Genomic DNA, 21,158 nt, shown 5'->3' with positions numbered 1-21,158 from the left:
ACGGTTTTCCGCTGCCGCTTTCAACTAACCGAATTGGGATCGAGTAAACCGCCGCCAGGTAATAGACCATGAAAAAGATGAAGTCCTTAATTTTGATTGCGTTGCCTTTATTTCTGATGGGCTGCTCCAGCTTGCCGCTGGCGGCCCAACTGTTCAAGGCGTCCCCCGAATCAACTGCGGTGGGTATCCTTTTTCAAGATGATTTCTCTGAAAAGGGCAGCGGTTGGGACCGTTATGTTTCCGAAATCGGCTCAACCGATTACGACCATGAAGCCTATCACATCATCGTCAACGAACCCATCACGGACCTGTTTGCCAATCCTTATGTCTCTTACAAAGATACCGTTATTGAGGTGAAAGCCGCCCGTATAAGCGGGCCGGTGGATAATAGCTTTGGCGTCATTTGCCGCTACCAGGACGAAGAGAATTTTTATACTGCCTTGATCAGTTCGGACGGCTATGCCGGGATCTTTGAAGTCAATGACGGCAAATATAAGTTAATGGGTCACGATGAGATGATCCCCGTCCCTGCCATCCTGGGCGGTACGGCGGTCAACCTGATCCATTTTGAATGCGTGGGAACTTCCCTGACACTGGCAGTCAATAACGAACCGGTGGATACCCAGGAAGATAAATCCTTTGAATCCGGCGATGTGGGGTTGATCGCCGGAACTTTCCAGGAACCGGGCGTTCATATTGCCTTTGATGATTTCATCGTCCGCCAACCGTAACACCCCGGACCGGACGATGGTACTAAAATAGAGATCGAATTCTCGAGGATATTATGCGCAACCGATATTTATTACTTCTGGTGATCGGGGCATTGCTTTTGGCTTCGTGCAAGGTGCAGTCAGCGGCAGCTACCGATACTCCTCAGCCCACCCGCATTGTTTGGCCCACCGCGACTTACCGTGTCTGGCTTACTATTGCGCCGGATAATGTAGCAACACCCAGCCCTACGCCGACCGCCCGGCCGCTGCGTTCAACACCGCAGGGGCGCATTGCTTTCCAATCCGACCAATCCGGCAGTTTGGATATTTATGTAATGAACGCCGACGGTTCCCAGATCAGCCGCCTGACCACCAGCTCGGGTGTGGATGTCTTTCCTACCTGGTCGCCGGATGGGCAGAAATTGGCGTTTACTTCCGATATGGACGGTTCGCCGGATATCTTCATCATGAACGCGGACGGGACGAAATTGACCAAGGTGGTGGATGATCCGGCCAATGATGTTCTTCCGGCCTGGTCGCCGGATGGCAAGCAATTGGCTTTTGTATCGGACAGGACCGGCGATGATGAAATTTACGTAATCAATATTGACGGGACCGGTTTAAAGCGTCTGACCAACAGTCCGGGTGATGATGATTTTCCCAGCTGGTCGCCAAGCGGCCAATGGTTGACGTTTGCTTCTACCCGTGATGTCAATTCCGAGATTTACAAGATGGATAAAGACGGCCGGAATCTCATTCGCCTGACGGATGACCCGGCAACCGATTCCACCCCGGCCTGGTCGCCGGACGGTACGCGTATTGCCTTCATCTCCAAACGCGATGGTTTTGCCAACTTATTCGTCATGGACACTGAAGGGAAAAATGTAGTTCAATTATCAAAGTACAAATCCACCATGGAGGTTCCCAGCTGGTCGCCCGACAGTAAAATGATTGCCGTCGCATCCGATCTGGAAACCAGCCGCGATATCTTCATTCTGGGTGCCGACGGTTCCGGCCTTGACCGATTAACAGATTTATCCGGAGAGGAATCCTACCCGGCCTGGTCGCCGGATTCCACTTTGCTGGCACAGGCTATTGCGGAACCAACTGCCGTTCCCGACGCGGTCTGTGTTGGCGCGAATGATCCCACCTATGGGTATTCACTTGATAATCCGGTGCGTATTGGTTACGATCCGCGCGAGGAAGGCAACGTCGCAACAGGTTGCGTTCCCTGGTTAACGGGTCCGCAAGGTCAGCCATTGACGATTGAGTTGTTGGAAGAGGTTGACGTTGAGGGACGCACTATTTGCATGGTCGCGGCTTCGTATGAAGGTCAGGACGAACCGGACGTTTTATACTTCGACACCAACACCTTTGAGCAGCCCAAAGCACCGGTAGGGTACACCTGTGGGTCATCGGTGGAATACCTGAGAGCGCTGACTTTCGCCAAATACTAAGCTGTGAAAAGCAACCTTTTGCCGGATTTTTCCGTAATTTAATGCAGAAGGAGTGACGAATGAAAAAATTATATCGAAGCAATACCGATAGAATGATTGCCGGTGTTTGCGCCGGGTTGGCGGATTATATCAATATTGATCCTACAATCATCCGGTTGATCTTTGTGGTTCTCTTTTTGATGGGGACAGGCGGCTTTTGGATTTATATTATCCTGTGGGCGATTGTTCCCTTGCCCCCGGATCATGCGGACACCAGCATTGAAGTCACCGAGGTCCGCGAGGTCAAACCGGATCGCTCGGATGAATCTACCGATGCGGAAAATAAATAAGAAAAAATTTAATCCTCTGGCCTAAAAAAGCATCCATTTCGTTGGGTGCTTTTTTTTATGGACGCTTTTTCTTCCGCTCTTTTTCTTTGTACATACGTTCGTCTGCCAGATTAAAGGTGTTGACGAGGGATTCACCCATCAATGCTGTCCCACAGCCGATGGAGATACTGAGTTGGATGTTGTTCGGATTCTTTTGATTGTGTTCCTGGATGGCATTCAATATCCGCTCCCTGGCGTTAAATGCCCCGTCGGCGTCCAACCCCTGCAGCAGCACGGCCATTTCATCACCGCCGATGCGTGCGATCACGTCTTCGTTACGGAAGCAGCTTTTGATCAGTTGGGCTACGTTCTGCAGGGCCAGGTCGCCAGCCTGGTGGCCGTATTGGTCGTTGATTTTCTTAAGGTTGTCCATATCCATGACCAGGATGCTGATGGGGAAATAGCGGCTCCCGGACAGGCGTGACATTTCCTCTTCGAAGAATGCCCGGTTGTAGATGCCGGTCATGATATCGTGCAGGCTGATGTAGGTCAGGCGCTCTTCCGCTAGTTTGCGCTCGGTGATATCCATGTTGGAAAACAGGATACGCCCCCAATCTTTTTCGTGTCCTGGAATGATGGAAAGTTTGGTGATGGTGTAGATCTTTTTTCCGTCCAGGCGATTGTAGGTTAACTCGGTTTCGATTGAGGTCTTGCCTTTGCGCATGGCATCAATGATATCCATCGCTTCGTTCCGTGATTCGGGACTGAGAATGTCATGCAGGAAACTCTGCATCTGCTGCCGGTTTTCAGCGCCGAACATCCACAGGGTGGCATCGTTCAGATCAATAATCCGGGGCAGCTGTGCCAGATAAGTAAAGATGTCCGGGTGGTTTTCAGAATATGCTGTCAAAGGCAGATCGCTGTCATAATTATCATCCAGCCACTTTTTCATTCCGGAATAATCTTCCATACGCAGCGCAACCGGTGAATCATCGAACATAATACGGAAGCGCTCCTCACTGGCGCTGAGCGCCTCCTGGGCTTCTTTTTCGGCCGTAATATCACGATAAAGGCCTAGAACCCCGATGCGATTGCCGTTGATGCGGATCTGTTCACCGAAAATTTCCACATCCACCAGCTTGCCGTCTTTGCGGCGGCGTTTACCGAACTCGTGGACGGCGATACCCTCCCATACCATACGGGTGATGTTGGCAGCCTCGTGCGGGCGTTCCGGATTGGCAATCAGCTCGTCCAGGTAAGCACCCATTACTTCGTCCTGGTGATACCCAAACAGCGTCTGAAATGCCGGGTTAACGGATATGATGTTTTGATCCTGGTCGAGCGTTACGGTAGCGATGGGGTTGTTGTCCACCAGGGCTTCGTAGAAAAGTTTCTGGCGGATGATGTCCTTGGAACGCTGTTCCACCATCTGCTCCAGTCTTTCATTTTGCTGTAATAAGCGCTTCTGCCGGATTCCCATGCCGTAAGCAAACAGTCCCAGGAAGAAAGGCGCGGTGTCAATGATCCAAATAAGTTGGTTTTCGTTCAGCGCAAGGATGGTCTGCCAGGAGAATTCCAGTGAATGGCTGAAGATTTCGCTGCCGACTGCAATCAGCGGAAACAGAAAACCAAACAGGATGCCGAACAAGGTATATTTAAAGACCAGTAATTTCGTTTTGGCTTTTTTCATAAAATGCTCGTGATGTTCCAAACTTAGAGTGATGGTGGATAATTGCTTCTTCCCAGCCAATATTATATATGATTCAATTTTATTTTGAATTTTAATATGAGAGTATAAGATCCAGCCGGCTCAATACCGCCGCTTGGCGGAGCTTGCCGTGCTTTCTAAGCTGTAATGCTTAAGGTGTTACAATGGAGTTGATAATCAGGTAAAATCGCCTGAAACCCCACTTGACAAGCCGTGTATTTCAGTTAAAAATACGGCACTACTTCTGATTCCTATAATTTAAACAGGTATCAGATTGGAGGATATATGCATAAAAAAATGAAAATCGTAAGCATGGGGCTGATCCTGATTGGTACGCTGGCAGTCTCCTGCGGCGGTGCCAGCCAGGAACCTACACCTGATATAGCAGCTGTCCAAACAGAGGCTGTTATGCAAGCTATGGCGCAGTTGACGGTGGATGCGGCTTTAAATCCAACGGAAACGCCTGTCCCCGCTACAATGACCCCGCTTCCCACAGCTACTTTGGATACCATCACGCCTACCCCAACGACCAAGGTTGTCTACAGCGGTGGCGGAAGTTCCAGCTCAAGTTCGAGTTCCAGCTCCAGCTCCAAAACAAAAGTGCCGACCTTAACACCGGATGTCTATATTTGCGAAGTTACCAACCAGCAGCCCTGGGACGGCCCGCAGATGACCGGTTGGATGTTTGATGTCGTTTGGACGGTAAAAAACATGGGCGTTGTTACCTGGGATAAGGATGAATACTACGTTACCTGGATCGAAGATGAATCCACCGATAAATCAGACTTCAGCCCGAAGCACACCTATCCTTTGAAGGCTGATGTGGATCCCTACGAATCGATCGACATTACCGTTGATTTCGAGATGCCCCTCCAACCTTTCGACAAGATCCATGTATCCCAATGGGGTATTGTCAACGACAACGGCGATATCTTCTGCCGCTTCTACTACGCGGTCACATATGCCTACCCCGCGCCGACCAAGACACCCAACGACTAGTTTACGATAAAGTAAAAGGGCAGGTTCAAAACCTGCCCTTTTTTTATTTTAAGTCCCGGCTGGCTAGCACATCGATGCCGGTGCCTAGGGCGTTCTTGAGAACTATCTGGCCCATCTTGACGGGGGCGGTGATTTCCACCTTGCGGATTTCCCGCAGTAGTTCCGTGACGCGCCCTTTTGGGAAGGGTTCCGAAGTATAAACCGGCAGCAGCGGATGGATGCCGTGCTGAATACGCACAGTGGTCGCCACCATGCGGCGCGGATCGGTTATTTCATTGGTGGCGTATTCCTTGCCGCGCTTGCAGCCGGCGTTGCTGATCAATATTTCGCCGTCCTTACGCGTGGCTTCCAGGCGGCAGCCGTGCGGACAGGCCACGCAAATGATCTCCAAAGGCTTATCTGAATCGGTCAAACTGTTCATCGCTCACCTCTCGTTGACGTGAATATATATTTCTTTTGCGCCGCGCAGCCCATCCGCCATTTCAGGTTTGAGCGGCAGGGTCAACATTTCGCCCGGGCGGGCGTAAAAAACGCTGCGGCGTGTGATGGAGTTCCCATCAGCCACTGCTTCCAGCCAAACCGGCGCTTCGATCGGCTGGCTCACGCGGAATTGCAGCGATATGGGCTCCTGTTCGAGCACCTGCGCGTCGATGCGCTGCGGCACAACGTAGCGTACGTTATTCCCGGCGCGCACGGTAATACAAGAACTGCCCGCGGGCAGCTTGCCCATGGCGTACAGCGCGGCGCCGCGTCCGGCTTCTTTACCGGCGCCGGTTACCCAGTCCACCAGGTCATACACGTGCACCACGTTGCCGGCCGCGAAAACGCCGGGCACGTTGGTGTGGAAATAACTGTCTACCAGCGGCCCGCCAGTGACGGGATCGATCTGCACACCGGCCTGGCGCGACAGCTCGTTTTCGGGGATCAGGCCAACCGAAAGCAGCAGTGTGTCGCAGGGGATGATCTCTTCGCTGCCGGGGATGATGCGCCGCTGGTCGTCCACCGCGGCCATCTCCACCGCTTCCACGCGTTTATTGCCGATGATGTTCTTGACGGTATGTTTCAGGTGCAGCGGAATGTTGAAGTCCTGCAGGCACTGCACGTAGTTGCGGCTCAGGCCGGAAAGGTAGGGCATGATCTCCAGCACGCGTTCCACCTGCGCGCCTTCCAGCGTCAGGCGGCGCGCCATGATCATGCCGATGTCGCCGGAACCCAGGATGACGAAGCGTTTGCCGGGCATGAAGCCTTCCACGTTCACCCAGCGCTGCGCGGTGCCGGCGGTGTACACACCGGCCGGGCGCGTGCCAGGCACACGGATCTGGGCGCGCGTGCGTTCGCGGCAGCCCATGGCGAACACCAGCGCTTTGGCGTCGAAGGTGCTGATGCCGCCTTTGCGGTTGGTCACGTAAAGCCTGCGCTGCGGCGTGGCTTCCAGCACCATGCTGTCCAGCAGGGTGTCGATGCCCAGCTCGGACACTTGTTGGATGAAACGCTGTGCGTAGCTTGGGCCGGGCAGGTCTTCCTTAAAAACTTCCATGCCAAAACCGTTATGGATGCATTGCAGCAGGATGCCGCCCAGCTCGATATCGCGTTCGATAATTAGTACTTTTTCAGCGCCGTTCTCTTTGGCGGCAATGGCCGCGGCCAGTCCGCCGGGCCCGCTGCCGACCACAACGACGTCATAGGTCTGTTCAGTCATGGCTTTCCTCCACCTGTTTGGTCAGGCGGGTCAGGAAAGCCGACCCCGGACCTTTCTTTGTCATTTCCAATTCGGATTGGCCCAGCTCGCGCGCCAGAATATGCGTGACGCGCGGCAGGTCGAAACCGCCCTGGCAGCGCCCGGTGCCCAGCCAGGTGCGCCGTTTGATGGCGTCGTAGCTGTTGGCGGGGATGGGCGCGTGAACTTCCGCGACGATCTCGCCTTCGGTGACGTTCTCACAGCGGCAGACCATGCGGCCATAGCGGTCGTCTTTTTGGATGACAGCCTGGCGTTCTGCATAGCTCATATGGCGGAAGCGCGGACGCGCCGGGCGGATAGGGTTCCAGTCCTTCTTTTCTTTGAGGGGTTCACCCGCGTCGCGCAGCAGGTCGATCACCCGCAGAGCGATGGCCGGCGAGGAGCTCAAGCCGGGGGATTCGATGCCGCCCAGGTTGACCAAGCCCCGCACTTCGGCCGGGATCTCCACGATGAAATCGTGCCGGTAATCCACGCCGGGCGTATCGCAGGGCGCGTTGCCGGCTGCCCGCAGTCCCGCGAAGGTCGCGATTACGTGGCGGGGTTCAATGGCAGGGATCAATTTCCTGGCGCCTTCCATGACTTCCTGCAGGCCGTCGCTGGAGTTGGCCTTGTCCTCGCGGTCGACTTGTTCGTGCGCGGTCGGCCCTAGAATAGCGTTGCCGTGCACGGTGTTGGTAGCCAGGATGCCCTTGCTGACCTCGTTGGGCACCGGAAAATAAACGGACCGCAATTGGAATTCGGCGCGGTCCAGAATCAGATATTCACCTTTACGCGGGGTAATCTTGAAATCCGGGCGCACGCCGGCTTTGTGCATGACAAAATCGGAATACAGGCCGGCGCAGTTGATAGCCCAGCGGCAGCTAAAATCGCCGCGGTTGGTGCGCACACCCACGATGCGTTTGTCCTGTATGATGAAATCTTCGAAGGCCGTCTCGCGCATGAGCGTGACGCCATTCATGATGGCGTTCTCGGCGGCGGCCAGTGTGGCTCCGAAGGGGTCGCAGATTGAACCGGTCTCGGCGAACAGGGCGCCGCTGACATCGGGATTCATGAGCGGTTCGCGCCTGCGCATTTCATCGCCGCTGACAAAGTGCATGCCGTTCACGCCGTTGCGCTTGCCGCGCTCGAACAGTTCATCCAACTTGGGCAGCTCTTCCGGCCCGATGGCGACCACATAGTCGCCGCTGCGTTCGTAGTTGAAGTTCAACTCCGCGGACAAGCCCGGCCACAGCGGCACGGCGGCCACATTCATCCTGGCTTTCAAAGACCCGCTGACCGGGTCGTACCCCGGGTGAACCAGGGCAGTGTTGGCGGCAGAAGTGGCCGATCCGATATCGGATGCTTTCTCGATTAAAAGGATGTCCAATTCGTAACGGGAGAGGAATCGCGCGGTCATGCAGCCGACCACGCCGCCACCAATAATGATTACATCATATTTTTCAACCATTAAATAACGCTCCAAAGAATGAGTTCCAAACTTTGGAATTATAGGAGCCTTTAATTATTTACGCTATATACAGGTATTGTCCGGATGGCTAAAAGAATTTGATTTTATTGTCGTTTAAGAACGTATCCAGGCGGGCGCGGTAAAGTGCACGCTCGAAATGCGGACCTTCCGGAGAAAGTATGTCGTAGTTTTTGAGCGCCAATACCCGCATCATAGGAAGCAGTTGCTGCCCGTACACACGCATACAGCGTTTAGGGTAGATACCGGGCCAGGAATAGCAGGATACTGTTTTCCGCCGGTTTTTCGAAGGAATATTTTGAGGCACAGACGTATCCCATTTTGTGTCATCCGGTTCGAAGACGTATTGATCCAGGGTGCCCTGCGGAATGCCCTCGATGCCTTTGACAACCGGTGGATTGGCATCCAAAGTATAAGGATCAACTGAAAGGTCGACGAGGATCGCTTCAGGTCGGCATTCCGCCAGCCAGTCGTTGGGTATGACCGGCCGTGAAGTGTCCCGGCGCTGAGTGCTGTCCACGATGATGTGACTTTCGCGCAGCAGCGCCAGCATGCGCTGGCGGTTGGAGGTGATGTTGCGCCCTGCCGCCTGCGGTAGGACACCATTGCCGTTGTGCCGCATGTGCTCCTCGTTCCACTCCTGGCGGCCAAACTTGGTGGCCGCGTCCAAAGCTTGTTTGCCAACCAACCCTGTTCCCAAAACCAATACCTGCCATGGATTTCCATCTTCCCTCACCAGATTGGGATTTTGCTCCTGCAGTTCACCGAATACCGCTTCCAACCCGTTCCAGGCCACGGCTTTCATATTTTCAATTAATCGGATGTTGAAGTCGTTCACAATGCTGTCCATGGAGATGGCGCGGATGCCTTTTTCTTTCAACAGTTGAACACGTAATGGCCGTGTGGGAAAGTGCAGCATGGAGATCAGGCAGCTGGCTGGGCTGATCAGATCGAATTCTTCGTCGTGCGGGGAGCGCAGGATCACGACGTAATCCTGCCCAAAAACTTCGGCGCGCGAAGCTGACCGGATGGCGCATCCTTCACATTGATAATCTGCCAGGGTGAATTCCAACGCTAACCCGTAGTCCTCTTCAATAACAACCTCAAAACCAATGCGCGCTAATTGTTGGATGAAGTGCGGCAAAAACGCGCGCCGTTCATTTTCTTCTTCGCGCATGATGGGAAAACCAACTGATACTTTCTTTTCGATCACGAATCCTCCTTGAGTGAATAAGATATAAAGACAAGTGTAAAACAATAAACAGCGCCAATTCTTACACGGGTTTGGGTAAGCCGAATAATGAAACGCTGATATGAACTGCTTAAGAAATTTGAATCTTACGGTAAGTAAAATGCCAGAGGTTATTGATAAAACAAAAAATGAGAAGCGGTTCCGTACATTTATAACATATTTGATGTTTTGAATGGTAGTGATCGGATCAAATCATGTAATTTTACTTTTGACAAGTCAATCAGCCGGCAGCAGCCCAATCTTCTCCAGGGCATAGGCCTGCCCCGCGAAAGCCTCGAAGGTCAGGTCGGGCATCGTCAGGTCAAAGGCGTCTTTCAACGTGCTGAAAATTGCCAGGTAGCTCAACTTGCTGCGTGCTTCCCAATTCAGTCCCAACTGCTCGGCGGCTGCACGGATGCTGTTTTCATTTGGCCCTTCGATTTCGCTGAAGGTGCCGAAGGGCATTTCATCCAGCGAGACTTCCACCTCGCCCAGTTGGTAAGCTGCGCGATATTTTTCGTAGCACACCACCACCTGGTAACCCAGCGCTTCCAGAATGGCGCGTGCGGTGCCCAGGTCGCCCACTTCCACTTCGATCTCGTGCCGTGAACTGACCGCGCTGTTTGGGTCGGATGGGCCTTTGAAGGTTAAGCGGCTGTGCTGGTCCTGGCGCAGGCGCAGTACCTGGTAGGCAGCCGCCAGCCGGCCGTCGGCGGTGTCGAAGCGTAAATTAAGCTCGTAAGTGCGCGCCTGGGTGCAGATTGCCCCCAGCGCCTTCAGGTGGTCAGCTAAAGCATCCAAATGAATAATACGGAATTTGGCTTCCTGCTCTAATTTATTTCCGGTCATGCGCTTCCTTTCCGGGATTCCTACGGTAATCCGGGTCACGTACCAATACAAAGGCAATCAAGGCCGTCGCGGCGCTGATCAGGATATTGACAATCAACTGGTAATGGAAGGCTTCACGCGTACCCAGCCAGATTTGATCTACCCACAGCCAGCCCAGGAAGAACATGCAGATGATGCGCGCCAGAAGCGGGGCGAAGCGCGCCCGCAGCAGCAGCATGAGCAGCAGCAGGCTGAAAGCAGCTCCAATTGCCAGTCCGCTGAAAATGATATATTGCGGACCCGGCCAAATTTTCAACTCACTTAAATAGTCCCGATAAGCCAACCCCTGCGAAAAACGCAGACAGCCCAGCAGCACGTAGGGCGCCAGGCACAGCATGGCCAGGATGCGCCGGAAGGTGTTGGGGGCTGGGAGCGGGTATTCTTCTTCGAATTGGGGATTTTCCATCTCAGAGCTGATTATAGCATCCGCTTAATCTGCTCCTGACTGCCCGGCTTGCACGCTTTTTTGTTATCCGCTATACTGGCTACGGAACGATGAAAACCTGCCGAAAGGTGACCGTATGACTGAAAAAGAACAAGCTATTTCCCCTGAAGTCTTTGACCATTTGGTGCAATTGGCCGCGCTCGAGTTGGACGAGCAGCAGGCTGAATACCTGCGCCGCGAGCTGAACAGCCAGCTTTCCGCCATTCGTGAGCTGGAAGCCATCCAATTGGACCCCGAAACGCCTCTGGCTTCGCACGGCGTCCCCTACGATGAGCATAACAGCCCGGCTTTGCGTGCGGATGAGTGGCAGGCCTGCGCGGATGTGGACGCCATTACTCGGCAGGCACCCCAATTCGAAGACGGTTACCTGATCGTGCCGGATATTCCCCATACCACTTTGGAGTAAAGCATGGAACTTTGCGATTTATCCGCTGTTGAAGTCCGAGATTTACTTTTTGAGAAAAAGGTTTCTGCCGTGGAAGTACTGGAAGCCTGCCTGGCGCGCATTGACGCTGTGGACGGGCGGCCGGGCACACTTGACCCCGGCCCTGAAACGGAAGAAGATACCCGGCGCGTACATGCTTTCATCACGCGTACGCCCGAACTGGCACGCGCCCAGGCTGAAGCTGTCGATAAAAAGATCGCCGCGGGCGAAGACCCCGGCCCGCTGGCCGGAATTCCCTTTACCGTAAAAGACATATTCTGCGTGAAGGACACGCCCTCCACGGCGGCTTCGCGCATTCTAGCCAATTTCAACGCGCCCTACACAGCTACCGCGGTGGAACGCCTTCAGGCGGCCGACGCGTTGACGCTGGGCAAGGTCAACCTGGATGAATTTACCTATGGTTCCTCCAGCGAATCCTCTGCCTTCCAGCCCTCCCCGCGCAACCCCTGGGACACCTCGCGCGTGCCGGGCGGATCATCCGGCGGCAGCGCGGCTTCGGTGGCGGCCGGCGAGGCTTTCCTCTCGCTGGGCACCGACACGGCCGGTTCCATCCGCCAACCGGCGGCTTTCTGCGGTGTGGTCGGGCTCAAGCCCACCTACGGGCGCGTTTCGCGCTACGGCCTGATTGCCTTCGGATCCTCGCTGGATTGCCCCGGCCCGCTGGCGCGCAGCGCCAAAGACGCGGCCCTTATGCTGAAAGCTATGGCCGGCGCGGACCCGCGCGATGCCACCGCGGCCACGCTGGACGTGCCCGATTACCTGGCTGCCTTGGAAAAAGAGGTCAAGGGCAAGCGCATTGGCCTTTCACCCGATTATTTTCAAATTACTTTCCCGCAGGCGAATGGCGAATATTCCCAGCAGCCCGTGCCGGAAGAAATGCGCGCGGCTGTGCTGCACGCGGTCGATATCTACCGCGCCCTGGGTGCCGAGATTATCGAAGACGTACCCATGCCCAACACGCGCTACGGTATCCCGGTTTATTTCGTCATCAGCCGTGTGGAAGCGGCTTCCAACTTGCACCGCTATGACGGCGTCAAGTACGGCTACCGCACACAGCAGGCTGTGGGCGAGCTGAAGGACCTGTACCGCAAATCGCGCGGCGAAGGCTTCGGCTTGCAGCCCAAGCTGCGCATCCTGATGGGCATGTACGTTAGCGCGGCCCAATACAGCGAACAGTATTACCGCCGCGCCCTGCGCGTGCGCACGCTCATCCGGCGCGATTTTGAAGAAGCCTTCGACCCGCAGGGCAAGTACCGTTTGGACGCCCTGCTGACCCCCACCACGCCCACCAGCGCTTTCCCCATCAAGGATGTGTACGGCGATTCGGTGTTGATGCAGTATGCCGACCAATTGACCGTGCCGGCCAACCACGCCGGTGTGCCGGGCATTTCCTTCCCGGCCGGTTTCGGCGCGGATGGGCTGCCCATCGGCCTGCAATTATTAGGGCCGGACTATTCCGAAGCCACCCTGCTGCAATTGACGCATGCGTACGAACAGGCCAGCGCGGGCGCCGAATGGCGCGCCAAGCGACCGGCTGTTTTGGAGGTGCACTAACATGACCGCTTACGAAACTGTCATCGGGCTGGAAACGCACATCCAGCTGAACACCCTCACCAAGATCTTCTGCGCCTGCAAGGCCGATTCCTGGGAGGACGCCCCCAACACCAACATCTGCCCGGTCTGCACCGGGCTGCCGGGCGTGCTGCCGGTCTTGAACGAGCGCGTCGTTGAAAAAGCCGTGCTGCTGGCCGAGGCCATGCACGCCGAGGTCCAGCCGATCTCGTATTTTGATCGCAAGAATTACTTTTACCCTGATCTGCCCAAGGGTTTTCAAATTTCGCAGTTTGACGTACCCATCGCGCTGGGCGGATATCTGGAATTGCCCATCCCGGCCGCGGCCGACCCGCAGGGCAAGGGCTATGTAACGCGCGTGCGCATCCATAAGCTGCACATCGAGGAAGATGCCGGCAAGACCAAGAACGACGGCAGTGAGCGCCAGGTGGACTTCAACCGCTGCGGCGTGCCGCTGGTGGAGATGGTCACCGAGCCCGACCTGCGCACCGCCGACGAAGCGGCCCAATACCTGCTGCGCCTGCGCCAACTGCTGCGCTGGATCGGCATTTCCGAAGCCGACATGGAGAAGGGCAACCTGCGCTGCGACGCCAACGTTTCCATCCGGCCGGTTGGCGCTACCCATCTGAATGAAAAGACCGAGATCAAGAACGTCAATTCCATCGATTCCGTGCGCGAAGCCATCCGCAAGGAAGTGGAACGCCAAACGCGCGAGGTGGAGGAAGGCAACACCATCAAAGCCTGGACGCTGGAATGGGACCAGGATGCCGGCGTGCTGCGCAAGATGCGCTCCAAGGAAACCGAAGCCGATTACCGCTATTTCCGCGAACCGGACCTGCTGCCGCTGCACGTCAGCGACGAATGGAAGCGCGCCATCCTGGCGGATTTCCCCGAACGGCCTTTAGAGCGCAAGGCGCGCTTTATGCAGGATTACAACCTGCCGGAATACGACGCCGATATCCTCACACTAGAACGCGGCCTCTCGGATTATTTCGAGGCGGCTGTGAAAGCCTATGGCGGCGACCCCAAGAAGGTCTCCAACTGGATGATGAACGATCTGCTGCGCATGATCAACGAAGACCACCTTGACCCGGCAGCCATGCGCCTGACGCCCCAATATCTGGCCGAGTTGCTTAAGCTGGTGGACGCCGGCACCATCAATATGACCACCGGCAAAGCGCTGCTGCCCCAGATACAAGAGAGCGGCAAGGCGCCGGCCAGGCTGGTGGAAGAACAGGGTCTGGCCCAGGTGCGCGACGATGCGGCCATCCGTGCGGTGTGCGAGCAGATCATCGCCGCCAGCCCGGATGAGGTGGCCGCCTATCGCGGTGGCAAGGATAGCCTGATGGGCTGGTTCGTCGGCCAGGTCATGCGCGAGATGCGCGGCAAAGCCGATGCCAAGCTGGCCAAAGAGGTCCTGACGGAATTGTTGAAATAAAGTAACCACAGATACACGCAGGTGAACACAGATTATTCCTCTTTCCTCTCAAAAGGGAGAGAGGAAATTGTTTAAATACTGGGCGAAAAATCACGTTGCGGACTCCCTCTCCCCCTTCGGGGATCGCGGAGCATTCCCTCGGGGAAGAGGGCCAGGGGTAAGGGTGCGTATTTATATTGAAAATTTGTAAGGTTTTGTCAGGCAAGAATACCTAACCTACAATCATCCTAAAAAAAGTGAATAATAAAAACCGACCGGTGATTCACCGGCCGGTTTTCAAGTAGGGTAGAAGCTACGTTAATGAAAAAGTCATTCCCCGGGCAAATATACCTGGTAGGGTTGTTGCGTGCCGTAACCGGTGCCGTACAGGATGCCGGAGCGGGTAAAATATGGCCAGAACAGGTCCTCGATGGTCTCGCTGTCCAGAAGCTCACCGTTGGCGGCTTCCACCACCTCGATCTCGATCTGCTGGCTGTTCCCCATGCGGCAGGCCAGCACTATCAGGCTGCCTATCCGTTGCCCCAGCGCCATCACCGACACGTTAGGTGTCTGCATGTTGTAGCTCAGACTGCTAACCGCCTGTGGATCGCTCAGATCGATCAATTCCACGCGGGTATAGGGTGAATACAAATATCCGCCGGGCGCGAAGGTCTTGACGCTGACCGCCATAAAGTTGTCGTCTGCGCTGAAAACACCCTGATCGTACAGCGTGGCCCCGTCACCCTGGAGGCTCAAGACTTGAGTCCAATCTGTGGTTTCCCACACCACCAGACCGCTGTCCACCGGGTCGGTCGAGCCGTTCTCGATGCTGCGCATGAGGTAGCTCAGCGCGAAGTACTTGCCGGTGCCGGAAAAAGCGCTCCAGTTGAATGCGATGGAGCGTCCGTCCGGTGCTTCCAGCACCATCAAATCCTGTGCCTTGTTCAGGTTCGGAAAATCGTAAACACTGATCGGATAGGATGGACCCTCCGTCCAATCGGTCTGGTAACCCACCAGTTGGGTATTATCCGGTGACAGTGCCAGCGTGGGAAAATCCATCTCTTTGACCATCTCGCCGCTGTCAATTCGCCAAACCCTTTTACCGGAAACAATGTACTGCTCGTCGGCGGACACGAGGAAATCCTGCTCGTTCAGCGGTGAAGGCTCGATCGTGAAAAGGGTGCGGAAGTCGAGCTCGTCGCCGGTGATATCGTAAGCCACCACTTTCTGTCCGGCCCCGGTCTTCTTCACCACGTAAATGCTGGAGCCATTGTCATAGGTGTAGCCCCAATCAAAGCCCAAGTGTGAGGAGGTTGCGTAGAGCGGCTGCGCGGTAGGGGTGGGAACAGTTGTTGCGGTCGCCTGGGGTGCGGCCTCTTCCACCGCTTCTTCCGCTTCAGGCATGCCGGCTTGCCCGGTGCTATCAAGACTCTCATTAAAGGTGCACTGCCGTTTGCTCAGCCCGTACAGACTTTTGATACCGTTGATGAGGCCATTCTCCGGGACGACTTCTTCAATACTATATACAAAATCGCATTTGGGCACGCGCATCAAAGGAATTGCAGCGTTGGGGTAGTGTTCCACCCAATAGGAATCCACTGCGATGACATAAGCGGCGTAATGCGACTGCAGGCTGAACCAGGCCACATCGACCCCGTAGCGCTGGACAGGAATGCTCATGTATCTGTAATTACGGTCTTTACCATAAGTGCTCAGGTCATGCACCAGCTCATCCACATTTTGGTCGAGCTCTCTGACCTGGTCGTTGTACTTGCCCACTGCCTCAGATAGTTCTTCGTAAGCCTCGGCTAAATCTTTGTCCCTGCGCAATTTGGCGGGCATCTTTTCGTCCGGCAGATATACATTCCCGGTATCGGAATCAGGGTTGAACTCCGGTGCCATGCTGTTCTCGACCCAGTTGCGTACCTGCGCATTTTGAATGCCGTTGTAAATCAGGAATCCGCCCAAAAGCAGCACGAATGCGCCGCCTGCGATAAAGATGAGAGTCCTTTTATTCACGTTTTTGTTCTCCTGTTGCTTGAGATGATGATGTGCTAGGAAAATGTAAATATTGAATATGGATATTAATCTATCAAAGAATTGTTCGGAAAATGAAATTTACTTGTAACAATTCTGCTACACGGATAAAAAAGACCGGAGAGAAATCTCCGGTCTAATTTTCAAAAATCTCTGATGATTCGGGTAAGTTGAGTTGATTACCCTTCTTTGATCTGTTCGGATAAGTAGTTCTGGATACCGACCTGTTTGATCTGATCCTGCTGGGCTTCGATCCAGTCGATGTGAGCTTCCTCATCGGTGAGGATGCTTTTAAGCAGCTGCTCGGTGCCGTGGTCGCCCACACTGCAAGCCAGCTTGATGCCGTCATTATAGGATTCGATGGCTCCTGCTTCGGCTTTCCAATCGTTGGCGACCTGCTTTTCGACATCCGCGCCGATAAAGATCCCTTTGTAATTGCTGACGATGGGGGTGCCTTCCAGGAAGAGAATGCGCTCGATTAATTTCTCGGCATGTTTCATTTCATCGATGGCGCGTTTTTCAACGACAGCGGCCATGCGGGTGTATGCCCAGTTATCTTCCATTTCGGCATGCACCATGTACTGATTTACAGCAGTCAATTCATCGGATAACAAGTCATTTAATTTTTCAAGTAATTTCTCGTTGCCTTTCATCTTTCCTCCAATAGGTTTTTATGCGTGTAAAGCTATTATAACATTTCACCTAAATTGGAGGGAAATTGTCCGTATTAGAAAATGCCGCGCACCATCAACACCAGGCCGAATACGATCATGGGCATGCCGATCGGGGCGGCCACGATGGTCAGGGTCAGCACGCATCCGACGATCATGATGACCAAGCCGAGCACGGCCGCGACCAGTCTGCCGGTCGCGCGCAGGATCCATTCGATCAGTTCAAAGATCAACCGGAAAGGCCAGAGTATCCAGGGGGTATGTCGTCTATTGGTTACTTCCATTATATTTTCCTCACTTCATTTATAAATACGCATGATTTGTAAAAAGGTTGTAAGCACGCTTGAATGCGCAACCCCGTGGTGTTCCCTGCGTATATGATATAGAATATTGGAACAGGAGAAATACAATGAATGAGACTAAACGATTGTACCGCTCCAAAGACGACCGCATGATCGCCGGTGTTTGCGCTGGATTGGCGAGCTACATTGAAATCGACCCTACCATCGTGCGTTTGCTTTTTGTGTTGGGTTTGTTTGCCGGCGGCGCAACCTTCTGGGCCTATCTGGTCATGATGTTGGTTGTTCCCGAAGAGCCTTAAACCCCTAATGGTGCAACATAGAAACCGGCCGAATTTCGGCCGGTTTTTGTGTTAATTTAGGCACCCTTCGGAAGGGCGACCACGTAGGCTTTCCAGTCCAACTGGTCGAGCGCGGCGATGCGCGCGTATCCGTGACGCATCTCGTGCAGGCTGTAGCCGTTGGCGCTCAATTGTTCCCAAACGCTGCGCGCGGCTTGTTCACCGTGCAGTTCAATCAGGAAGATAGGCGGCGCTTCCTTCAGAATGCGGGTCATGCCTTCCAGGGCCATGCCCTCGCCGCCTTCAATGTCCATCTTGACCAGAGCCGGTAGGGGCTGGTTTTGCCTGTAGACAAAATTATCCAAAGACAAACCGTTGACTTCGATTTTTTGCTGGTATTCTTCCTCGCGCCCGGCGGAACCCTGGGCCTTGCCCATCGCGCCGGAATGGTGCATAAAGAACGTTACCGGCCCGCTTCCGGCCACCACCGCGGCTGGTTGGATGCTGATGCGCCCCTCAAGCTGGTTGAGCGCGCGGTTTTGCTCCAGCCGTTGAATATTGGCCGGTAAGGCTTCAAAGGAGAAGACTTTTCCATTTGGACCGTTCAGGCGCGCGGCTATCAGGCTGATGTAGCCGATGTTGGCGCCCACGTCGTAAACGGTCATGCCGGGTTGGATGAAATTCCGGGCTGCGGCCTGCAAATCGGTTTCGTAGGTGCCCAGCCAGTAATCTTTTTCACTCTGCAAATCCAATGCCATGCGCATCCCTTCCAGGATGCCTCCGGCAATCTCTACTTCTGTAATACCCTGCGGTGCAGCCTTATTCAGGGAGCGTCTCAAGAAAGTTGCCAGGAAAGGCACTTTATAAAAACCTTTTTTTATGGGAGCTGGCAGCGCGTGCGCGCTCCAGGAAGCGAGTTTCAGGAGGGGGTTCTTACCGGTGCTCATAAATCCATTTCCAATTCAATTTCGTCGCGGATGGGAATGCCATTTTCCGCTACCAAAGGAATTTGCGGTTTCAACTGGCGCGCAAGTTCCACCGCGCTCGCGTGCAGGGCGGCCATACGGAACCCGCGCTTCTGATAAAAAGTCAGCGCATCCGTATTGTCGTTGGTCGTTATCAGCCACAAGCGTGTGCAGCCGCTCTTTTTTGCTTTGTCCTTGAGAGTTTCAATCAGACGGCTGCCAATGCCATGTGCAGGCAGCAGCGCGTCCAGTGTCACAACTTCACAGTCGCTGCCCTGGATGCTGTAAGTGATCAACCCGCAGGGTTCGCTGCCTTGAAAAGCCAGGTAGCCGGGCAGTTCGGCCGGATAGAAGCGCTCGCCGTGCACCACCACGCTGGGATCATTCCAGCGGATGGTCATCAGTTTCCCGATCCAATCCCGGTCCGGGTCGTCGACCGGGCGAATAGAAATTTCAACCATGATATTTATTTCGGCCAGGCAGTTTGCAGGCGTTCCAGGGTTTCGCCCAGGTCTTCGGGGATCACGCGCGCGTCCGCCACAGGAGTCATGAAATTGGTGTCGCCGGCCCAGCGCGGCACAATATGCACGTGCAGGTGATCGGCCACGCCCGCTCCGGCCACCGATCCCAGATTGGCGCCGATGTTGAACCCTTCCGGTTCGTAGACTTCCGTGATGGTCAGGACAGCCTGCTGGATCAGTTCGGTCATTTCGCCGGTGGTACCCTTATCCAATTGAGCCAGTGTTCCGACGTGCAGGTAAGGCACCACCATCACGTGCCCGCTGGTGTAGGGATAGCGGTTGAGGATGACGAAAGCCAGTTTGCCCCGTTTTACGATCAGGTTTTCCAAACCGTCTTCCATCTTCATGGCATTGCAGAAAATGCACCCTTTGGGTGTTTCCGTATCTCGAATGTATTTCATGCGCCAGGGCGACCAGATGTGTTTCATGTAAACTCCTCAAAATCCGCGTTCAGCCCTTATTCTAACGCATAACCTTTGTTTGATTGACATTCATCTATTGTGAAGGTATCCTAATCCTATGTTTTCGCATGAATCCGGCCTACCCCTCAATATTTACAGTGTCTCCGACCTGACGGCGTATATTCGCGCAGTGCTGGAAAGCAATGAGAATTTAATAGATATCTGGGTATCGGGCGAGATATCCAATTTATCCCAGCCTAAATCCGGGCATATCTATTTCACGTTAAAAGATGCCAATGCTTCACTGCGCTGCGTGATTTGGCGCGAACAAGCCTGGCGCTTGAAGGGCGCCCTGCGCGATGGGATGTCGGTGGAAGCGCACGGTTCCATCAGCGTGTATGAACAGGGCGGGCAGTACCAGTTGTACGTGGACGGGCTGCGCGCGGCCGGTGAAGGGCTGCTCTACCAGGAATTCTTGCGTCTGAAAGCCGAGTTGGAAGCCGAGGGTTTATTCGACGAGGAACGCAAGCGTTCCCTGCCGCGCTACCCGCGCCTGATCGGTATTGTTACTTCGCCCACCGGCGCTGCACTGCAGGACATGCTCAACACCCTGCGCGGGCGTTACCCGCTGGCCGAGGTCGTGCTGGCCCCTGCCACGGTGCAGGGCGATGATGCTCCGCCCCAAATTGTGCATGCCATCGAAGCGCTCAATCGTGTGGTCAAACCGGACGTCATCCTGGTAGCGCGCGGCGGCGGTTCGCTGGAGGACCTGTGGGCTTTCAACGATGAACGCGTCGTGCGGGCGGTGGCCGCCTCGCGGGTACCAGTCATCAGCGGCGTTGGGCACGAGACAGATTTCACCCTGACGGATTTCGCGGCGGATCTGCGCGCCCCCACACCCACCGGCGCGGCTGTGCTGGCCGTGCCGAACATCAGCGACCTGGCTGCCGAGTTGAACGGCTGGACACTGCGTTTGCAGCAGAATGTGCTGGAAGCTCTCAGCCGCAGCAGCATGGTCCTGAATGAGAAAGCCCACCGCCTGGAACGGCAGTCGCCGCTTTGGCAGGTACGCCAGGATCGCCAATATCTGGATGGGCTAAGTCAGCGCTTGCAGCTGCATATCAATCATGACTTAAAAAACCGCCGGTCTACGCTTGTTTATTTTGGTGAACGGCTGACGGGGTTGGATCCCGCGCATATATTAAGGCGCGGTTATGCCCTGGTTAAAGATTCCACGGGAAGCTTAATAACTTCCGCTAAGCAAGTAAAATTAGGAGAGGACATTGCTGTACAGCTGGCCGACGGTAGTCTGGATGCACAGGTACAACAAGTCCATAGTAAAGAAGGATAATCGACAGGATTGCCGATGGCTGAAAAAGTAAAAGCAGTGGACCAAATGCATTATGAGGAAGCCCTACAGGAACTGGAAGAGATCCTGGAGACTTTAGAGGGCGAAGCGCGCGGGTTGGATGAAACCATGAACCTGTACGAACGCGGCCGTGCCCTGGTGCAGCACTGCCAGACGCTGTTGGAACAGGCTGATCTAAAAGTCCGCCAACTGGATCGGAACGACGAAATTCAGGATGCAGAGGAATAACCC

23 protein-coding genes are annotated in these 21,158 nt (G+C 54.7%); 10 read left to right on the top strand and 13 right to left on the bottom strand.

The features are described 5' to 3' along the window. Window positions 1-68 precede the first annotated feature (68 nt). Genes Pelsub_RS00800 through Pelsub_RS00790 form a run of 3 tightly spaced genes read left to right on the top strand, consistent with a single transcriptional unit; the run spans window position 69 to window position 2,496 of the window. On the top strand, window positions 69-731 hold the full coding sequence (locus Pelsub_RS00800; RefSeq protein WP_116225180.1) for a hypothetical protein: 663 nt from the start codon (window positions 69-71) through the stop codon (window positions 729-731). A 53-nt stretch (window positions 732-784) separates the two neighbouring features. Further along, a complete protein-coding gene (locus Pelsub_RS00795; RefSeq protein ID WP_116225179.1) occupies window positions 785-2,167 on the top strand; it encodes a PD40 domain-containing protein in 1,383 nt (460 codons plus the stop codon). A gap of 59 nt (window positions 2,168-2,226) precedes the next feature. Beyond that, window positions 2,227-2,496, top strand: coding sequence for a PspC domain-containing protein (locus tag Pelsub_RS00790; RefSeq protein ID WP_116225178.1), 270 nt, complete (start codon window positions 2,227-2,229; stop codon window positions 2,494-2,496). A 55-nt stretch (window positions 2,497-2,551) separates the two neighbouring features. Here Pelsub_RS00790 and Pelsub_RS00785 read toward each other — a convergent pair whose 3' ends face one another. After that, complete coding sequence (locus tag Pelsub_RS00785; protein WP_116225177.1) at window positions 2,552-4,165, bottom strand: sensor domain-containing diguanylate cyclase; 1,614 nt, start codon at window positions 4,163-4,165, stop codon at window positions 2,552-2,554. 303 nt (window positions 4,166-4,468) lie between these two features. On the opposite strand from Pelsub_RS00785, the gene Pelsub_RS00780 reads away from it, so the two are divergent. Then, a complete protein-coding gene (locus tag Pelsub_RS00780; RefSeq protein WP_116225176.1) occupies window positions 4,469-5,182 on the top strand; it encodes an NBR1-Ig-like domain-containing protein in 714 nt (237 codons plus the stop codon). A 43-nt stretch (window positions 5,183-5,225) separates the two neighbouring features. Here the strand turns inward: Pelsub_RS00780 and Pelsub_RS00775 are convergent, their stop codons facing one another. From Pelsub_RS00775 to Pelsub_RS00750, 6 genes are all read right to left on the bottom strand, one after another. Beyond that, complete coding sequence (locus Pelsub_RS00775; protein WP_116225175.1) at window positions 5,226-5,603, bottom strand: DUF1667 domain-containing protein; 378 nt, start codon at window positions 5,601-5,603, stop codon at window positions 5,226-5,228. Window positions 5,604-5,606: 3 nt separating this feature from the next. Beyond that, window positions 5,607-6,881: an NAD(P)/FAD-dependent oxidoreductase gene (locus tag Pelsub_RS00770; protein WP_116225174.1), complete on the bottom strand. Its 1,275-nt coding sequence runs from the start codon at window positions 6,879-6,881 to the stop codon at window positions 5,607-5,609. Beyond that, window positions 6,874-8,367, bottom strand: a complete 1,494-nt coding sequence (locus Pelsub_RS00765) for an NAD(P)/FAD-dependent oxidoreductase (RefSeq protein WP_116225173.1) — start codon at window positions 8,365-8,367, stop codon at window positions 6,874-6,876. Before Pelsub_RS00765 ends, Pelsub_RS00770 begins: the two co-directional genes overlap by 8 nt. A gap of 88 nt (window positions 8,368-8,455) precedes the next feature. Next, window positions 8,456-9,598, bottom strand: a complete 1,143-nt coding sequence (locus Pelsub_RS00760; RefSeq protein ID WP_116225172.1) for a Rossmann-fold NAD(P)-binding domain-containing protein — start codon at window positions 9,596-9,598, stop codon at window positions 8,456-8,458. A gap of 255 nt (window positions 9,599-9,853) precedes the next feature. After that, window positions 9,854-10,465: a class IV adenylate cyclase gene (gene cyaB, locus Pelsub_RS00755; protein ID WP_116225171.1), complete on the bottom strand. Its 612-nt coding sequence runs from the start codon at window positions 10,463-10,465 to the stop codon at window positions 9,854-9,856. Further along, complete coding sequence (locus Pelsub_RS00750; protein WP_116225170.1) at window positions 10,452-10,910, bottom strand: hypothetical protein; 459 nt, start codon at window positions 10,908-10,910, stop codon at window positions 10,452-10,454. Before Pelsub_RS00750 ends, cyaB begins: the two co-directional genes overlap by 14 nt. Before the next feature lie 115 nt (window positions 10,911-11,025). Between Pelsub_RS00750 and Pelsub_RS00745 the strand changes: the two genes are divergently transcribed. Genes Pelsub_RS00745 through gatB form a run of 3 tightly spaced genes read left to right on the top strand, consistent with a single transcriptional unit; the run spans window position 11,026 to window position 14,404 of the window. Beyond that, window positions 11,026-11,355: an Asp-tRNA(Asn)/Glu-tRNA(Gln) amidotransferase subunit GatC gene (locus tag Pelsub_RS00745; protein ID WP_116225169.1), complete on the top strand. Its 330-nt coding sequence runs from the start codon at window positions 11,026-11,028 to the stop codon at window positions 11,353-11,355. 3 nt (window positions 11,356-11,358) lie between these two features. Beyond that, the gene (locus tag Pelsub_RS00740) at window positions 11,359-12,948 is read left to right on the top strand and encodes an amidase (RefSeq protein WP_116225168.1); all 1,590 of its coding nucleotides are present in this window, start codon (window positions 11,359-11,361) and stop codon (window positions 12,946-12,948) included. 1 nt (window position 12,949) lies between these two features. Then, window positions 12,950-14,404 carry an Asp-tRNA(Asn)/Glu-tRNA(Gln) amidotransferase subunit GatB gene (gatB, locus tag Pelsub_RS00735; protein ID WP_116225167.1) on the top strand — a complete coding sequence of 485 codons (1,455 nt, stop codon included), beginning with the start codon at window positions 12,950-12,952 and terminating at the stop codon, window positions 14,402-14,404. Window positions 14,405-14,713: 309 nt separating this feature from the next. On the opposite strand, the gene Pelsub_RS00730 is transcribed toward gatB, so the two are convergent. From Pelsub_RS00730 to Pelsub_RS00720, 3 genes are all read right to left on the bottom strand, one after another. After that, window positions 14,714-16,402, bottom strand: coding sequence for a WD40 repeat domain-containing protein (locus Pelsub_RS00730; RefSeq protein WP_116225166.1), 1,689 nt, complete (start codon window positions 16,400-16,402; stop codon window positions 14,714-14,716). 197 nt (window positions 16,403-16,599) lie between these two features. After that, a complete protein-coding gene (gene bfr, locus Pelsub_RS00725) occupies window positions 16,600-17,073 on the bottom strand; it encodes a bacterioferritin (protein ID WP_116225165.1) in 474 nt (157 codons plus the stop codon). A 74-nt stretch (window positions 17,074-17,147) separates the two neighbouring features. After that, window positions 17,148-17,375 (bottom strand): hypothetical protein, encoded by a 228-nt coding sequence (locus Pelsub_RS00720; RefSeq protein ID WP_116225164.1) that lies wholly within the window; start codon window positions 17,373-17,375, stop codon window positions 17,148-17,150. A 125-nt stretch (window positions 17,376-17,500) separates the two neighbouring features. On the opposite strand from Pelsub_RS00720, the gene Pelsub_RS00715 reads away from it, so the two are divergent. Beyond that, window positions 17,501-17,692 (top strand): PspC domain-containing protein, encoded by a 192-nt coding sequence (locus tag Pelsub_RS00715; RefSeq protein ID WP_116225163.1) that lies wholly within the window; start codon window positions 17,501-17,503, stop codon window positions 17,690-17,692. A 56-nt stretch (window positions 17,693-17,748) separates the two neighbouring features. On the opposite strand, the gene Pelsub_RS00710 is transcribed toward Pelsub_RS00715, so the two are convergent. Genes Pelsub_RS00710 through Pelsub_RS00700 form a run of 3 tightly spaced genes read right to left on the bottom strand, consistent with a single transcriptional unit; the run spans window position 17,749 to window position 19,585 of the window. Continuing rightward, complete coding sequence (locus Pelsub_RS00710) at window positions 17,749-18,618, bottom strand: FkbM family methyltransferase (RefSeq protein ID WP_116225162.1); 870 nt, start codon at window positions 18,616-18,618, stop codon at window positions 17,749-17,751. Then, window positions 18,615-19,097, bottom strand: a complete 483-nt coding sequence (locus Pelsub_RS00705; RefSeq protein ID WP_116225161.1) for a GNAT family N-acetyltransferase — start codon at window positions 19,095-19,097, stop codon at window positions 18,615-18,617. Before Pelsub_RS00705 ends, Pelsub_RS00710 begins: the two co-directional genes overlap by 4 nt. 5 nt (window positions 19,098-19,102) lie before the next feature. Next, window positions 19,103-19,585: an HIT family protein gene (locus tag Pelsub_RS00700; protein ID WP_116225160.1), complete on the bottom strand. Its 483-nt coding sequence runs from the start codon at window positions 19,583-19,585 to the stop codon at window positions 19,103-19,105. Between the two features lie 91 nt (window positions 19,586-19,676). Between Pelsub_RS00700 and xseA the strand changes: the two genes are divergently transcribed. Both xseA and xseB read left to right on the top strand, forming a co-directional pair. After that, the gene (gene xseA, locus Pelsub_RS00695) at window positions 19,677-20,909 is read left to right on the top strand and encodes an exodeoxyribonuclease VII large subunit (RefSeq protein ID WP_116225159.1); all 1,233 of its coding nucleotides are present in this window, start codon (window positions 19,677-19,679) and stop codon (window positions 20,907-20,909) included. A 15-nt stretch (window positions 20,910-20,924) separates the two neighbouring features. Further along, entirely contained in the window at window positions 20,925-21,155 is a 231-nt protein-coding gene (xseB, locus tag Pelsub_RS00690; RefSeq protein WP_116225158.1) for an exodeoxyribonuclease VII small subunit, read from the top strand. Window positions 21,156-21,158 lie beyond the last annotated feature (3 nt).

Source organism: Pelolinea submarina (assembly GCF_003966975.1).
Taxonomy (GTDB): domain Bacteria; phylum Chloroflexota; class Anaerolineae; order Anaerolineales; family Anaerolineaceae; genus Pelolinea; species Pelolinea submarina.
This window is presented reverse-complemented; position numbering and strand designations above follow the sequence as displayed.

Bases quoted from the DNA above. Each gene is read 5' to 3' on its own strand.
- Pelsub_RS00800 (WP_116225180.1), top strand. From the start codon at position 69: ATGAAAAAGATGAAGTCCTTAATTTTGATTGCGTTGCCTTTATTTCTG.
- Pelsub_RS00795 (WP_116225179.1), top strand. From the start codon at position 785: ATGCGCAACCGATATTTATTACTTCTGGTGATCGGGGCATTGCTTTTG.
- Pelsub_RS00790 (WP_116225178.1), top strand. From the start codon at position 2,227: ATGAAAAAATTATATCGAAGCAATACCGATAGAATGATTGCCGGTGTT.
- Pelsub_RS00785 (WP_116225177.1), bottom strand. From the start codon at position 4,165: ATGAAAAAAGCCAAAACGAAATTACTGGTCTTTAAATATACCTTGTTC.
- Pelsub_RS00780 (WP_116225176.1), top strand. From the start codon at position 4,469: ATGCATAAAAAAATGAAAATCGTAAGCATGGGGCTGATCCTGATTGGT.
- Pelsub_RS00775 (WP_116225175.1), bottom strand. From the start codon at position 5,603: ATGAACAGTTTGACCGATTCAGATAAGCCTTTGGAGATCATTTGCGTG.
- Pelsub_RS00770 (WP_116225174.1), bottom strand. From the start codon at position 6,881: ATGACTGAACAGACCTATGACGTCGTTGTGGTCGGCAGCGGGCCCGGC.
- Pelsub_RS00765 (WP_116225173.1), bottom strand. From the start codon at position 8,367: ATGGTTGAAAAATATGATGTAATCATTATTGGTGGCGGCGTGGTCGGC.
- cyaB (WP_116225171.1), bottom strand. From the start codon at position 10,465: ATGACCGGAAATAAATTAGAGCAGGAAGCCAAATTCCGTATTATTCAT.
- Pelsub_RS00750 (WP_116225170.1), bottom strand. From the start codon at position 10,910: ATGGAAAATCCCCAATTCGAAGAAGAATACCCGCTCCCAGCCCCCAAC.
- Pelsub_RS00745 (WP_116225169.1), top strand. From the start codon at position 11,026: ATGACTGAAAAAGAACAAGCTATTTCCCCTGAAGTCTTTGACCATTTG.
- Pelsub_RS00740 (WP_116225168.1), top strand. From the start codon at position 11,359: ATGGAACTTTGCGATTTATCCGCTGTTGAAGTCCGAGATTTACTTTTT.
- gatB (WP_116225167.1), top strand. From the start codon at position 12,950: ATGACCGCTTACGAAACTGTCATCGGGCTGGAAACGCACATCCAGCTG.
- bfr (WP_116225165.1), bottom strand. From the start codon at position 17,073: ATGAAAGGCAACGAGAAATTACTTGAAAAATTAAATGACTTGTTATCC.
- Pelsub_RS00720 (WP_116225164.1), bottom strand. From the start codon at position 17,375: ATGGAAGTAACCAATAGACGACATACCCCCTGGATACTCTGGCCTTTC.
- Pelsub_RS00715 (WP_116225163.1), top strand. From the start codon at position 17,501: ATGAATGAGACTAAACGATTGTACCGCTCCAAAGACGACCGCATGATC.
- Pelsub_RS00710 (WP_116225162.1), bottom strand. From the start codon at position 18,618: ATGAGCACCGGTAAGAACCCCCTCCTGAAACTCGCTTCCTGGAGCGCG.
- Pelsub_RS00705 (WP_116225161.1), bottom strand. From the start codon at position 19,097: ATGGTTGAAATTTCTATTCGCCCGGTCGACGACCCGGACCGGGATTGG.
- Pelsub_RS00700 (WP_116225160.1), bottom strand. From the start codon at position 19,585: ATGAAACACATCTGGTCGCCCTGGCGCATGAAATACATTCGAGATACG.
- xseA (WP_116225159.1), top strand. From the start codon at position 19,677: ATGTTTTCGCATGAATCCGGCCTACCCCTCAATATTTACAGTGTCTCC.
- xseB (WP_116225158.1), top strand. From the start codon at position 20,925: ATGGCTGAAAAAGTAAAAGCAGTGGACCAAATGCATTATGAGGAAGCC.